The following is a 14635-nucleotide window of genomic DNA, read 5'->3' on the forward strand; positions in this document are numbered from 1 at the left end:
CCGCACAGCAAAACGCCGCGAACGGTGACCGTACGCGGCGTTTTGTTGTGGCGGTTGCGCTGCGACAATGCTCAAGGCACCAGATAACCCTTCACTCCGGTAAAGATGATTTGCGCTGCCAGCGCGCAAACGAACAATCCCATCAAGCGGCTGACAATCTGCAAGCCCTGATCGCCGAGAATCCGCTCGATGCGATTGGACAGATACAGCACCACTCCGACAGTAAAGCTGGCCAGGGCGATACTCATGATTGCAGTGAGCTTGTCGTCCCAGTGCGGCTGGCTGACACCCATCACCAGCAAGGCGCCGATGGTGCCGGGGCCGACCGTCAGCGGAATGGTCAGCGGCACGATGGTCACGTCCTGCTGCACATTGTCGGCCTGCACCGCCGGTTTGCCCTGAGCCATGCCCAGCGCGGAAATGAACAGCACGCTGCCGGCACCGATGCGGAAGGCGTCTACGGTGATGCCGAAGACATCGAAAATCACCCGCCCGAACAAATACAGCAGCACACTGGAAATCAGTGTGGCGAGGGCGACCTTCCACGCCAGACGCCGCTGTTCCTTGCGCGAATAGCCACGGGTCAGGCTGATAAAGCAGGACAACACGAAGAACGGGCTGTAGAGCACCAGCATCTTCAGATAAACGCTGAACAACACATGGAGCATGATGCAAGCTCACTGGCGATGGAGTCGGGGGGAGTCTATCAGGCACCGCAGATTCTGTCGGTTTACGACGGCTGGGTCGTGGCCCGGTTCTGCTGATCGCGTTGGGCAACCCAGTGTTCGATCAACTCGCGCAACTGGGAGAGCTCGACCGGTTTGGACATGTGCCCGTCCATGCCGGCCTGTCGGGCGCGCTCCTTGTGTTCGGCGAGAATGTGCGCGGTGAGGGCTACAACCGGTGTGCGGATGCGCTGATTGCTGACTTCCCAGGCGCGCAGTTGCTGAGTGGCGGAGAAGCCATCGAGGATCGGCATTTCACAATCCATCAGCACCAGGTCGTAACGCTGGGCCTTCATCGCTTGCAGCGCTTCTTCGCCATTGCTCGCGGTGTCCGGTTGCAGGTTGAGCTTGCCGAGCATGCCACGGATCACTTTGGTCGAAATGGTGTTGTCTTCGGCGACGAGGATGCGGAAGTCGCTGGGCACTTTGGCCGCTGTGGCCGCCGTAACGACCTGCGGCTGGAACGCGACCTGGCCCTTGTTGCGTTGATTGAGCTCGTCAGCCAGCGTGGTCTTGAGCGTATAGCCGGCCACCGGTTTGGCCAGTATTCGTTTGATCCCCGAATTGCGCGCAATGATCTTGCTCGGCGCGTTGCTGATGCCGGTGAGCATGATCAGCAGAATGTCGTGGTTCAGGCTCGGGTCTTCCTTGATCTTCGCTGCCAGTTGCATGCCGGTCATGCCGGGCATGTTCTGGTCGAGCAGAACCACATCGAAGTAATCGCGCAGGTGCGCCTTGGTGCGCAGCAGCGCCAACGCTTCCTTGCCCGACGGCACGGCGCTGACATTCAGGCCCCAGGCGCTGCACTGCTGCACCAGTACCTTGCGGCAGGTGTCGTTATCGTCGACCACCAGCACCCGCGCGCCTTGCAGCGGGCTGTCCAGATCGGAGGTCGGATGTTCGAGGCGATCCGGGTCCAGTGGCAAGGTCAGCCACAAAGTGCTGCCTTGGGTGGCGCCGCTCTTGATGCCGAACTCGCCTTGCATCAGACGGATCAGTTGGCGCGCAATCACCAGGCCGAGATTGCCGCCCAGGCGATTGGCCGAGAGGAAGTGCTTGCTGTGCAATTCGGCGTGCAACAGTGCTTCGCGCTCTTCCGGCTCCATCGGCACGCCACTGTCCTGCACGGCAATGCGCAGGCGCGGTTTGCTGCTGCGCTCATCCAGTGCAACGACGATCAACACTTCGCCTTCTTCGGTTTTCTTCAGGGCATTTTCCAGCAGGCTCAGCAAGGTCTGGCGCAGGCGCGTCGGATCGCCGCTGATCACCCGTGGCACTTGCGGCTGGATGAAGCTGATCAGCTCGACGTTCTGTTGTTCGGCCTTGGCCCGGTAGATGCTCAGGCAATCGTCGATCAGCGCGTTGAGGTCGAACTGCACGTCATCGAGTTCGATCTGCCCGGATTCGAGCTTGGAGATGTCGAGGATCTCGTTGATCAGCGTCAGCAGTTCGTTGCCGGCGCTGTGGATGGTCTGCACGTAATCGCGTTGCTTGACCGACAGCGGCGTGCCCAGCAGCAGCTCGGTCATGCCCAGTACACCGTTCATCGGTGTGCGGATTTCGTGGCTGATCTTGGCGAGGAATTCGGCTTTGGCGTTGATTTCGGCGTTGCTTGCCGCCAGGTCGCGGCTGATGCTGAAACGACTTTCAGTGATGCTGCGCTGTCGCTCGCCCAAGGCGACGCTCATCAGCAGACCGCTGATGCAGATGAACACCATCAGCGTCATGATCAGGCCTTGCGGCGTGACCAGGGTCAGCCCCAGTAGCGCCGGCAGGATAACCAGGGTGCCGATGTTGAACACGATCATGGCGGCGACGAACAGACGCGCCGGGCGATAGCCCTTCTGCCAGTGATAGAAACCCACCAGCAACATGCTCAGGCCGGCCAATGCGACCAATGCGTAGGTGATGATGTTCAGCGGCAAGGTGTTGACGAACAGCAGCAACAGGCTGCACGTGACGATCAACAGAATGTCGCCCCACAGCAGTTTGTTCAGCGGATGCTGGCCCAGTGGCGCAAAGAAGCGCAGGGCGAACATCAAACCGGCTGGGGCGGTCAGCAGCAGTGCCAGATAAGCGCCCGGCGTCTGGATCGCATGCCAGTTCGGCAGCCACGGCCCGGCGAGGTTGAGCAACAGAAACAGACTCAGCCCGAGCAGCCCTTCACAGATCGCCAGCCACAGACTGCTGCGCGAGCGCGAGTAGGCGTAGCGCACCAGGTTGTGCAGCAGGAGCATGGCGAGGCAGCCGAACAGCAGGCCGAAGATCAGCGTTTGCTTCTGATCGGCTGCGCCTTCGATTGCCGCTTGCAGGGTGATGTGCGGGCGTAGCTGATGGCCGGAGACCATGCGCACGTAGACGTCCAGCGGCTTGTCGGCCTGGGGCAGCGGCAGCATGAAATCGCTGCTTGGCAATGGATGCTCGGCCTGGGGCCGCTCGTTGCCGGTATTGCGTTGCTCGATCAGCCGGTCGCCGTCGAGCACGTAGAGATTGAGTTGGGACAGGTCGGGGGCAAAGATGCGCAGCACTTGTTCGTGCTTGCCCGGCGCCAGTTTGAAGCGCAGCCACAGGGCGCCCTCGGGTTCGGCCGCGGTCAGGCGGTCAAGCTCGATGGGACTGAATTGATTGGTGTAGCGAGCGGAGCGGATGTCGCTCAGTTGCAGGATGCCCTGATCGTCAAGCAATACCGACCAGCCACTGCCTTGCGCGGCCTGGGCCGGGAGCATGCAGAGCAAGGTCATCAGCGTGACGGTGAAGCTTATGGCAATCCTGAGCCAGCGCACGGCGAAATCCCTTCGTAGGTTGATGCCAGAATATAACGATGCGCGACGACCGAACAGCCCGGCGAGGAATGGCATCCCGCGCCGGGCCTGATGGATCGCTTACTCCTGGGTTTCGCCGCGTTCACGGGCAATGGCGCGGTAGCCGATGTCCTTGCGGTAGAAGCAGCCTTCCCAGTCGATGGCAGCGGCAAGTTTGTAGGCCTGCTGCTGAGCTTCACCCACGGTGGCGCCCATGGCCGTGGCACACAGTACACGACCACCGGCAGTAACGACCTGACCGTCCTTCAACGCGGTGCCGGCGTGGAAGACTTTGCCTTCCAGACCTGACGCTGCGTCCAGACCGTTGATCGCTGCGCCTTTGGCGTAGTCGCCCGGGTAGCCGCCTGCAGCCAGAACGATGCCAACGCTCGGACGCGGATCCCACTGTGCTTCGATCTTGTCCAGCGCTTGCGCCAATGCGGCTTCAACCAGCAGCACCAGGCTCGATTGCAGACGCAGCATCACCGGTTGGGTTTCCGGATCGCCGAAGCGGCAGTTGAACTCGATGACCTTCGGATTGCCGGCCTTGTCGATCATCAGACCGGCATAAAGGAAACCAGTGTAGACGTTGCCTTCCTCGGCCATGCCGCGCACGGTCGGCCAGATCACTTGGTCCATCACGCGCTGATGCACGTCGGCGGTGACCACCGGGGCAGGGGAGTAAGCACCCATGCCGCCAGTGTTCGGGCCGCTGTCGCCGTCGCCGACGCGTTTGTGATCCTGGCTGGTGGCCATCGGCAGCACGTTCTTGCCGTCGACCATGACGATGAACGAAGCTTCTTCGCCGTCGAGGAATTCTTCGATCACCACGCGTGAACCGGCGTCGCCAAACGAGTTGCCGGCGAGCATGTCACGCACGGCGTCTTCGGCTTCGGCCAGGGTCATGGCGACGATCACGCCTTTGCCGGCAGCCAGGCCATCGGCCTTGATCACGATCGGCGCGCCTTTTTCACGCAGATAAGCCAGGGCCGGCTCGATCTCGGTGAAATTCTGGTAATCGGCGGTCGGGATCTTGTGGCGGGCGAGGAAATCCTTGGTGAACGCTTTCGAGCCTTCCAGTTGCGCAGCACCGGCGGTCGGACCGAAGCAGTCCAGGCCACGGGAGCGGAACAGATCGACCACGCCAGCCACCAGCGGCACTTCCGGGCCGACGATGGTCAGGGAAACGTTCTTTTCCGCGAAGTCAGCCAGTTGCTCCAGGGCCAGCACGTCGATGGCGACGTTCTCGCACTTGGCTTCAATGGCGGTGCCAGCGTTGCCCGGTGCAACGAAAACCTTCTGCACACGCGGATCCTGAGCCACTTTCCAGGCCAGAGCGTGTTCACGGCCACCGCTGCCAATGATCAAAACATTCATTTCAAAAACCTCAAAAATCTGTCAGGCGCTGCTGGAGCGCTTTATGTGGGAGCGAGCCTGCTCGCGAAAGCGGTGTGTCAGTCAACGTCAACGTCGCTGGCAGATTGCATTCGCGAGCAGGCTCGCTCCCACATTTGAATCGGTGTATCAGTGACGGAAGTGGCGCATGCCGGTGAATACCATTGCGATGCCGGCTTCATCAGCAGCAGCAATCACTTCGTTGTCACGCATCGAGCCGCCCGGCTGGATCACCGCAGTGATGCCGACCTTGGCCGCATTGTCCAGACCGTCGCGGAACGGGAAGAATGCATCGGACGCCATGACCGAACCGGCCACCTGCAAACCGGCGTGTTCAGCCTTGATCGCAGCGATACGCGCCGAGTTGACGCGGCTCATCTGGCCGGCGCCGACACCGATGGTCTGGCGGTTCTTGGCATAGACGATGGCGTTGGATTTGACGTACTTGGCGACTTTCCAAGCGAAGATCAGATCGTGGATTTCCTGTTCGGTCGGCGCGCGTTTGGTCACCACTTTCAGGTCATCGGCGCTGATCATGCCGATATCGCGGCTCTGCACCAGCAGGCCACCGTTGACGCGCTTGTAATCCCAGGCAGCGGCGCGCTCAGCCGACCACTCGCCGCAGGCCAGCAGGCGTACGTTGGCTTTCGCGGCAACAATGGCACGGGCTTCTTCGCTGACCGATGGGGCGATGATCACTTCAACGAACTGGCGCTCGACGATCGCTTTGGCGGTCTCGGCATCCAGTTCACGGTTGAAGGCGATGATGCCGCCGAACGCCGACTCGGTGTCGGTGGCGTAGGCCAGTTCGTAAGCCTGACGGATGCCGCCTTCAGCGTCCGGGCTGACCGCCACGCCGCACGGGTTGGCGTGCTTGACGATCACGCAGGCTGGCTTGACGAAGCTCTTCACGCATTCCAGCGCGGCATCGGTGTCAGCGACGTTGTTGTACGACAGTTCCTTGCCTTGCAACTGGGTGGCGGTGGCGATGCCGACTTCGGCAGGCTTGGCTTCCACGTAGAACGCCGCGCTCTGGTGCGGGTTCTCGCCGTAGCGCATTTCCTGAGCCTTGATGAACTGGCTGTTGAAGGTGCGCGGGAATTCGCTGCGACCTTCAGTGCTCAACGTTTCAGCGGCCTGGTTCACGGTGCCCATGTAGTTGGCGATCATGCCGTCGTAGGCGGCGGTGTGTTCGAAGGCCTTGAGCATCAGGTCAAAACGCTGAGCGTAGGTCAGGCCGCCGGCCTTGAGGTTTTCCAGGACGTTGGCGTAATCGCTGGCATTCACCACGATGGCCACGTCTTTATGGTTTTTCGCTGCCGAACGGACCATGGTCGGCCCGCCGATATCGATGTTCTCGATGGCGGTCGGCAGGTCGCAGCCTGGCTTGTTGATGGTCGCTTCGAACGGGTACAGGTTGACCGCTACCAGATCGATCGGCTTGATGCCGTGCTCGTTCATGATCGCGTCGTCAGTACCGCGACGACCGAGGATGCCGCCGTGGATTTTCGGGTGCAGGGTTTTCACCCGACCGTCCATCATCTCGGCGAAACCGGTGTAGTCCGCGACTTCCACTGCGGCAACGCCGTTGTCGCGCAGCAGCTTGAACGTTCCGCCGGTGGAGAGGATCTCGACGCCCAGAGCTTCAAGCTCCTTGGCGAATTCGAGGATCCCGGTCTTGTCGGAAACGCTGATCAAGGCGCGGCGGATCGGCAGGCGGGTAGTCTGGTCGGTCATCTCAATTTCCATCAAAAGCAAAGGAAGTCAGCAAAAAAGGCGACCGTTTTTTACGCGGGCGCCTTTCTGGTTTGATTGAATGCTTACAGCAGATCGTACTGCTTGAGTTTCTTGCGCAGCGTGCCGCGGTTCAGTCCCAGCAGCTCACTGGCCTTGGTCTGGTTGCCCTTGACGTAGTTCATCACGCTTTCGAGCAGGGGCGCCTCGACTTCGGACAGCACCAGGTTGTACACATCCGTGACGGACGCGCCCTCAAGGTGGGCGAAATAATTGTGCAGCGCCTTCTCGACACTCCCGCGAAGGGTCTGGCCTTCTTCGCTCGGCGTGTTGAGGTGCTGTTTCAAATTCACGTTGTCGCTCACGGGTGTTGTTCCACTCACTAAAGTCTCGGTCATCATCGTCATGCGGCCACCCCTTCTTCGTCCCCTGTCAGGCTCTTGTAACGCTCGGCGAAGAACTCCCGAACGTCGGCGCATTGTGTTTCCGTACCATCCAAACGATTGAAACGGGCGCGAAACTCCTTGGCGCCCGGCAAGGTTGCGAGATACCAGCCCACATGCTTGCGGGCAATGCGCACGCCCATCACGTCACCATAAAAGGCGTGAAGGGCAGCCAGATGCTCCAGCAGGATGCGTTCCACTTCGCTCAGTTCCGGCGCCGGCAATTTCTCGCCGGTACGCAGGAAATGATCGATCTCGCGAAAAATCCATGGCCGCCCTTGAGCGGCACGGCCTATCAGCAGGCCATCGGCACCGGTCGCATCAAGCACGTATCGGGCCTTTTCCGGCGAATCGATATCGCCATTGGCAAACACCGGGATCGACACGGCCTGCTTGATCGCGGCAATCGTGTCGTACTCGGCTTCCCCTGTGTACAGATCGGCGCGCGTACGGCCATGCACGGCCAGCGCTGTGATCCCGGCCTGTTCGGCGATCTTCGCCACGTTCAGACCGTTCTTGTTCTCGCGATCCCAACCGGTGCGGATCTTCAGGGTGACCGGCACATCAACCGCGGCCACTACGGCCTGCAGGATCTCGGTCACCAGTGCTTCGTCTTTCAGCAACGCGGAGCCGGCGGCCTTGTTGCAGACCTTCTTGGCCGGGCAACCCATGTTGATATCGATAATCTGCGCGCCCAGCTCGACGTTGGCCCGTGCCGCATCGGCCAGCATCTGCGCGTCGCCACCGGCAATCTGCACCGAGCGCGGCTCGGGATCGCCTTCGTGGATCATGCGCATGCGCGACTTGCGGGTATTCCACAGGCTCATGTCACTGGTGACCATTTCCGAGACTACAAGCCCTGCGCCCAGACGCTTGCACAGCTGACGAAAGGGCTGGTCGGTGACGCCCGCCATCGGGGCGAGAATCAAACCGTTCTGCAATGTATATGGGCCGATGCGTACCGCCGACATAGGACTTCCCTGAAGTGGGGCCGGATCATGAGAGTTCGAAAAAGGGTGGGCATGATACCCGCTCTCGATGACTGGTTAAAGGCTGAATTGAACAAAATCTGAACAGTTATTCTGTTATCGCCAACGGTTTGGTCGGCTGCGATCAGTCAGAAAAATGCCGTCAATCCGGAAACGCTGAAGCGGTTCATTCCGGTGAGTGGAAGTTCAGGCTGTAATTCACCGCTTTCGGCCCCGGATCGAGAATATCCAGGGCGATGTGGATCGGCGTCTGCGGCGGCATTTCCGCGAGGCCTTCGAGATCGCCGCTCAGATACTCGCCGGGTTTGAAGCGACGACTGGCGATCAGATGACCGTTGAGGTCGGCGAAGCGCAGTTCGAGCAAAGGGAACGGCTGGGAAAACGTCGCCCGGTTGTAAATGATCGCATCGACCACCAGCGCCCCGCTGAACTCGGGATGGCTGCGCACCACCAGGTTGCTGCTCTTGATTTTGCCGATATCGACTTTCGACGGCACGGTGCAGCCGATCTGCGGGCAGATCTGCTGGAACCACGGTCGGTATTGATCCTGCCGCGCCAGTTCCTCGAAGTGATAGGCAACGTACTGAGCGGCAAGGCCGCCGGCCGCCAACACCACCAGCACCAGCCACAGCAGGCGCCGGCCCCAGGGCGAGCGGCGTTGCTGCCAGTCCAGTTGCAGCGGGTCGTCGGTCAGATCCTGCAGGACCTCGGCGCGCACGCCGGGCTCGGCCCGTTCGCGTTTTTTGCGCGGCGAAGTGATCAATGGCAGATCGTCGTCATCGTTATCGTCGCTGGCCGACAGGCGTTCGCGGCGGGCGTTGGGGTCGATCGGGTCATGCAGGCGCAATTGCGGAATCGGCGGCTCGTCGTCCAGGTCCACCGGCTCCAGTGTCAACGAGGGTTCGGTGCGCTCGGGTTCGAGGGTTTCGACGCCGTCAATATCCGGCTCGACATCCGGCGCTGCGCTGCGCTCATCCGCAGGCTCGCTGAACAGGCTGTCGGGCCATGTGCCTTCGTCCGGTTCCGGGCTGTCGCGCCGTGCGCTCAAGGATTCTTCGCGGGTACGGCCGAATTCGGCGGCCGGCTGGATTTCGCGCTGTTCGAGGCGGGCGAGTTCTTCGTCCAGATCGAGGCTGTCCAGATCCAGTTCCGACGCGCTCCATTGCTTCTGGCTGATGGCGCGCGGTGCGGGGATCTGTTCGACGACCGCAGAATCGCTGACAGGCGCGGACGCTTCAGGCAGCGCTGGTACGACCGGCGTCACCATGTCCTTGCCAGAATGTTGCTCGAGCAGCTGCTTGGCGGCATTGAACACTTGCAGGCAGGAGCCGCAACGAACCACGCCGCGCGCCACGCTCAACTGAGCATGGTTGACGCGGAAACTGGTCTGGCAATGCGGGCATTGGGTGACGAAACTGTCGGTCATGCGGCGATCCGGTTCAGGCAAGCGGTCATTTTAGCGCCGACGCCCGGTGATGCGCACCCAGCCATCGCGATTGGCGATCGGGTCGAGCTCGAAGTCCTGCGCATAAGCTGCCGCTACTTCTTCGCCCTGCTCGGCGAGGATGCCCGACAGCGCCAGACGCCCGCCGCTCTTGACCAGGCTGGACAGTTGCGGCGCCAGCGACACCAGCGGGCCGGCGAGAATGTTGGCCACCAGCACGTCGGCCTGAACCTGCGGCAGATCCTCGGGCAGGTACAGCGGGAACAGCTCATCGGCAATGTTGTTGCGCCCAGCGTTGTCGCGCGAGGCTTCCAGTGCCTGCACGTCGATGTCGGTGCCCACGGCTTCCTTGGCGCCGAGCAGCAGGGCGGCAATCGCCAGAATCCCCGAGCCACAGCCGAAGTCGAGCACGTGGCAGTCTTTCAGATCCTGGCCGTCGAGCCATTCCAGGCACAGCGCGGTGGTCGGGTGGGTGCCGGTGCCAAACGCCAGGCCCGGGTCCAGCAGCAGATTGACCGCGTCAGGCTCGGGTGCGGCGTGCCAGCTCGGCACGATCCACAGGCGCTGGCCGAAACGCATCGGCTCGAAGCCGTCCATCCAGCTGCGTTCCCAGTCCTGGTCTTCGATGACTTCGCTGTGGTGCTCGGGCAACGGGCTGCCGGTCAGCAATTCCAGATGGGCCAGCACCGGTTCCGGTTCGGTACCGCCTTCGAACAGCGCCAGCAAGTGGGTGTGCGACCACAGCGGCGTGGTGTTGAGTTCCGGTTCGAAGATCGGCTGGTCTTCGGCGTCCATGAAAGTCACCGACACGGCGCCGACTTCGAGGAATGCGTCCTCGTAGGTTTCGGCTTGTTCCGGGGTGATGGCGAGACGGACTTGCAGCCAAGGCATGGCGGGCACCTTTGAAAATCTGTGGGGCAGCCCGAAGCTGCAAAAGCGCGCAGTTTACGCCAGGTCGCCGGCAAAGTGGACACACCGCTTGGCTGTTACACATTCGTGGCCGCGATATACATATGTATGGCCTGAGCACTTTTGTCGGCAAATAGAGTGAGCGCTCATCTCTACGTAACAAAAGGCTGGACGACATGGCGGATCAACAAGGGACTGTAGAAGAAAAACCACCGATAGCCACTGCGTCTACGGGGTCGGTGCAGGAGATCCTCCTGCGCATCACGCGCTGGCAGGTGATGATCGACAAGCGCTTGAACAGCCAGATGACGTTGCTCGAGGCGCTGGAGCATTTCGCATTGACTGAACTGCGCAGGCATTACCCGGACGGCCATTTTGCCCCGGGCTTTGTGGTTGCCCTGCTTGACGCCATTTTGCAAAAGCTGATCGACGGCCGGCCAGTCATGTTCCTGGCGCTCCAGGACGCGCCATTTCGCTGGCCGGGGGGCGCTGACCCCGGTTTACCGTCCAGCCGTCATGAGCATGTGATCCGGACGGTGGATAGCGTTTCGTTGCACTTTCTCGACCAGTACAAAAAATACCTGCGAGAACATTGGGCGACAAAAGGGCGAGAGGCGTTGTTCGATCGCCTGATCAAACGCAAGCTGCGGCGCTATATCAAGGACATCGAGTTGCTGTTGCGCCGTGACCAACTGGCGGGCCTGACACTGGATCAATTGCGCAGCAAAATCGACCGGGTTCAGGCCCGCAGCACGCGGCGGTACCGATTGACCGCCCTGGCAACGGGTGCAGAAAAAAAGATTCTCGAGGCGCATTCCTTTGCGCAACTGCCGTTATGGATGAAGGCGCTGAAGGAGCCGGATCGCACCTTGTTGCGCGATTATCAGGAGCAGACCTCACTGGCGCAGGCAGCTCTCGATGACCTGCTGCAGGGCCACGGCTCGTTGCGCGACTTTGCCCGCCGGCAGGCCATCGAATACATTCAGCTCAAGCTCGACATGGCGGTTGAACCAGACCGGATCGACGTGCGGCTCAGATGGCGCTCGGCGGTCGGTGAGCCGACCCACAATCGCAGCCTCAGTGACCTGCTGGCATGCGGGCCGATCGGTCAGGACTTCGCAGCGGTACTGGAGATCAGCAGTCCTGCGCCATTGCGCAACCAGTCACTCAAACCGGCATTCATTGCCGACATGCTGGCGGAACAGGATTATCCGGCGGACTACCTGCGAGCCCTCGCCGAGCAGTACCAGCGCACCGACGTGCAAAAGGCACTCATCGACTGGTTCACCGTACGGCTCAAGCAGAGCGCATTCGTCGCGCGCTGCGCAGCTCATCTGTCGGACTCCGACCATGAGCGTCTCGAGCAGATGTGGTCTGGGCAAGCGGCAATGAAACCGTTGCAAGTGGCCGCTTTGACGCTGCCCAACGGCATGCAATGCGCCGATCTTCTGGTGTTCTACCAGGCAGAGACTGAGCAAACGTTGAATAACCTGGTGCTGTACGCGCCCAACAAGCCGGACGGTCAGGAGTGGGTCCGGTTGCCTTCGATCGCGGCGTTGACCGGCGAAGTATGGAGCTGGACGCAGAGCGAATCCGGTCGCGAGTACTTGTTGCAGCAGCTTTCGCCGACGGCACATCACCCTGCACGGGATTATCTGTTGGCCGCTGCGGCCAGCCCCGCTCTCTGGGGCATGCAGAGTGACCTTCGACGAACGCCCTTGCCGTTCGACGAGTGCGTCGAAGCCGCTGCAAAAATGGCCCTGGCAAACAACCTGCAGCGGGTCGAGCAGGACAACTCGCTGCGCTGGTACACGACGCTCGGGCTCGAGGCACGCCGGCGCATCAGCAGTCTGAATCAGGAACTGATCGTTCATCAGCAGGTTTTCAACGAGCTGCTGGGCGGTTTCGAGGTTTTTGTCGATTTCGCCAGGCGCACGGTAGCCGCAGCGATCACACCCTACATGCGCAGCAAGAACGTGCTGGAACCGGTCGATCCGGCCACTGTGTTGATCGATTACAACCCTGGCATCGCCGACCGCAGGAAGCAGCAGGTGGCCACGCTGCTCGACCTGGCCATTCACGGCTACGATGACAACTCCGGCATCGAACATCCGAAAAAAGGCGTGCAATCGTCGGTTGGCCAGGACCTGAGCCAGGTGCGCAGCGCCGATCTGGCGCTGTATCTGCGCCGGGCGTGGCTGGGTGAAAAATACGCCAGCGAGATCCGTGGCAAATATCTCGACCCGCGTGATGCTGCCTACGAACCGCGTCGTTTTGCCTACCGCAACGTGCTGCTGTCAAAGATGGACCGGGATTTACGCGTGGCCAGAAGTCAGGCGGGATTGAGCGACGCGGTGTATTCAGCGCTGGTCCGTCAGGTCTCTCTGTTGAGCGAGGTGCCAGCATCGGGTACGCATTTTCCGGGCGCGAGCATGGTTGAAAGTGACGGCGTGTTCAGGTTCACCGTGCGCCATCACGTCGTGCTCGGGGTGTATGTGCTGACCTCGTTCGACCCCGAGCCGTCCTGGTGGCTGTACACGCCTGATGCCCCCGACGGCATTGTCGTGCGTGCGTATCAGTCACTGTTCGGCGACATCGCGGGCGCGTTGCATGACTACTTGATGGCGCGTACGCCGGTTGCTGCGCGCAGCATCGTGTCGCGCACCCTGTATGCGATTGCGGCAAAAAAACAACGCGTCGATACGCTGCACGAAGCGCAGCGCTTGATTGACGCGCGCAGCGAGTTCAATGCGTACATCGAGCGCGCGGTCACGGATGTGCAGGACATCACCACCAGCCGCGCGCAAATGATCGAACGCCAAGTGGTCAAGGGGCTGATGTTTGCGGCTGCACCGTTTTGCATGGTGTTCCCTCCGTTTGCCTTGCTGCTTGACGTTGTGTTGATTGCCGTCAGCGCGGGTCAGGCGGTCGCGGCGCATCTGGAGGGTGACGTCGATGGCGCTCTCGGCCACTGGCTGGAGGCGTCGTGGGGGGCGCTGTTTGCCATGGTCGGCGCCGGCAGTGCGATCAAGTGGCTGGGCGGTGCGGCCAGAAGTCTGAAGCACACCATGAGGCCGGTCTCGTTGTTGTCAGAGCGTCTGAATACCGTGGCTCCGCTACGCAGGAAAGCGCTGCCGGCGATCCGCGAAGTACGCTTCCATGCCAGGCAGGCCGTCAGCAAGACGCCCGAACGTTTGCAAAGGGTGAGCGAAGAAGGCGTCTTTTTCGGCACCTGGCGCAGCCCGCCCAGCGCTGCACAGCCGCAACCGGCCTATTACATTCGCAACAAAGGCAAGTATTTCCTGGTCAGGGAAAATCCGCATTTCGGTGGGCTGAGCCTGGTCGATGCTCGTCGCCCGAGCGCCATCTATCAGCAACCGATACGTCTTAGTGCGGGCGGCAAGTGGACACACGCCAGGGTCGGACTCACGGGTGGCAACGTGCGCAACCTTGGGCGCGTGAATAATTTGAATGATGCTTTTCCTGGAGGTGTCGAGCCGGTGCTGAACCGCGGCGCGCTGCAGGGCGAAGCCGTGGTGGCGCATTTCCGTCCGGGATCGCGAGATAACTACCTGTTTTCCCTGAATGCGCAAAGTTGCGTCATCGCCTCGCTGTATAACCCGACGACAAGAGTGGGGGCGGTCATTCATTTTGATCACAATATTCGCCCCTTGATCGAGCGAAGTGTCACGCAGGTGCTGGAGCGTCTGGGGGGAACACCGCAGAACATTCGCGCCACGCTGGTGGGTGGCGACTGGCTGTCGGCGGGCGCTGACATCGGCGGTCCGGTCAGGCGCGTGTTGCGCGAACAGGGCCTGCAGCCGACCTGGGATTACTGGTCATACTCGTCGTGCCTGGGCAACAGCTATGGCGTGGTGCTGAATCTGAACAATGGAGTCTCGCGAGTGTTCAAGCATTCCTCTGGTCAGATTGGCAGGCTGTACAACCCGCTTATCGCCAGATCGAGCTATGCCACGGACGGGCTCTCGATACGTGCCCGAAACTTTACGAGGCGGTTCACCCGCAAACCGTTACATGAAAACGCAGCAGGAGCGGTGGTCGATGAGGCTGGCCTGCGGGCATCTGCCACAATGGTCGAGCAGCAGGCGTTCTCCACAGTGATGGTCTGATGGGTTTGTTGCAGGCATAAAAAAACCCGATCCGCAGGGATCGGGTTTTTCATACCGCTTCAGCC

Annotated in this window: 9 protein-coding genes; 1 reads left to right on the plus strand and 8 read right to left on the minus strand. The window is 61.1% G+C overall.

Features of this window, described 5'->3' with window-relative positions; genetic code table 11:
- Positions 1 to 71: 71 nt before the first annotated feature.
- The 8 genes from KVG87_RS14305 to prmA all read right to left on the minus strand — a co-directional run bounded on the left by KVG87_RS14305 (position 72) and on the right by prmA (position 10422).
- Positions 72 to 668: a MarC family protein gene (locus KVG87_RS14305; RefSeq protein WP_016771870.1), complete on the minus strand. Its 597-nt coding sequence runs from the start codon at positions 666 to 668 to the stop codon at positions 72 to 74.
- 62 nt (positions 669 to 730) lie between these two features.
- A complete protein-coding gene (locus KVG87_RS14310) occupies positions 731 to 3508 on the minus strand; it encodes a hybrid sensor histidine kinase/response regulator (RefSeq protein ID WP_217851248.1) in 2778 nt (925 codons plus the stop codon).
- A gap of 99 nt (positions 3509 to 3607) precedes the next feature.
- Entirely contained in the window at positions 3608 to 4903 is a 1296-nt protein-coding gene (gene purD / locus KVG87_RS14315) for a phosphoribosylamine--glycine ligase (RefSeq protein WP_041480674.1), read from the minus strand.
- A 147-nt stretch (positions 4904 to 5050) separates the two neighbouring features.
- Positions 5051 to 6658 carry a bifunctional phosphoribosylaminoimidazolecarboxamide formyltransferase/IMP cyclohydrolase gene (gene purH, locus KVG87_RS14320; RefSeq protein ID WP_071174281.1) on the minus strand — a complete coding sequence of 536 codons (1608 nt, stop codon included), beginning with the start codon at positions 6656 to 6658 and terminating at the stop codon, positions 5051 to 5053.
- An 83-nt stretch (positions 6659 to 6741) separates the two neighbouring features.
- Positions 6742 to 7062, minus strand: coding sequence for a DNA-binding transcriptional regulator Fis (gene fis, locus KVG87_RS14325; protein WP_002555375.1), 321 nt, complete (start codon positions 7060 to 7062; stop codon positions 6742 to 6744).
- A complete protein-coding gene (dusB, locus tag KVG87_RS14330; protein WP_217851250.1) occupies positions 7059 to 8069 on the minus strand; it encodes a tRNA dihydrouridine synthase DusB in 1011 nt (336 codons plus the stop codon). Before dusB ends, fis begins: the two co-directional genes overlap by 4 nt.
- Positions 8070 to 8253: 184 nt before the next feature.
- Positions 8254 to 9513: a DUF3426 domain-containing protein gene (locus KVG87_RS14335; protein ID WP_217851252.1), complete on the minus strand. Its 1260-nt coding sequence runs from the start codon at positions 9511 to 9513 to the stop codon at positions 8254 to 8256.
- A gap of 30 nt (positions 9514 to 9543) precedes the next feature.
- Complete coding sequence (gene prmA, locus KVG87_RS14340) at positions 9544 to 10422, minus strand: 50S ribosomal protein L11 methyltransferase (protein ID WP_217851255.1); 879 nt, start codon at positions 10420 to 10422, stop codon at positions 9544 to 9546.
- 194 nt (positions 10423 to 10616) lie between these two features.
- Here prmA and KVG87_RS14345 point away from each other — a divergent pair, with 194 nt between their 5' ends.
- The gene (locus KVG87_RS14345) at positions 10617 to 14570 is read left to right on the plus strand and encodes a type III effector 1 (protein ID WP_217851258.1); all 3954 of its coding nucleotides are present in this window, start codon (positions 10617 to 10619) and stop codon (positions 14568 to 14570) included.
- Positions 14571 to 14635 lie beyond the last annotated feature (65 nt).

It is taken from the genome of Pseudomonas siliginis, from assembly GCF_019145195.1.
In the GTDB taxonomy this organism is placed as follows: domain Bacteria; phylum Pseudomonadota; class Gammaproteobacteria; order Pseudomonadales; family Pseudomonadaceae; genus Aquipseudomonas; species Aquipseudomonas siliginis.

Coding starts and splice junctions, on each gene's coding strand:
- KVG87_RS14305 (WP_016771870.1), bottom strand. CDS start 668: ATGCTCCATGTGTTGTTCAGCGTTTATCTGAAGATGCTGGTGCTCTAC.
- purD (WP_041480674.1), bottom strand. CDS start 4,903: ATGAATGTTTTGATCATTGGCAGCGGTGGCCGTGAACACGCTCTGGCC.
- purH (WP_071174281.1), bottom strand. CDS start 6,658: ATGACCGACCAGACTACCCGCCTGCCGATCCGCCGCGCCTTGATCAGC.
- fis (WP_002555375.1), bottom strand. CDS start 7,062: ATGACGATGATGACCGAGACTTTAGTGAGTGGAACAACACCCGTGAGC.
- dusB (WP_217851250.1), bottom strand. CDS start 8,069: ATGTCGGCGGTACGCATCGGCCCATATACATTGCAGAACGGTTTGATT.
- KVG87_RS14335 (WP_217851252.1), bottom strand. CDS start 9,513: ATGACCGACAGTTTCGTCACCCAATGCCCGCATTGCCAGACCAGTTTC.
- prmA (WP_217851255.1), bottom strand. CDS start 10,422: ATGCCTTGGCTGCAAGTCCGTCTCGCCATCACCCCGGAACAAGCCGAA.
- KVG87_RS14345 (WP_217851258.1), top strand. CDS start 10,617: ATGGCGGATCAACAAGGGACTGTAGAAGAAAAACCACCGATAGCCACT.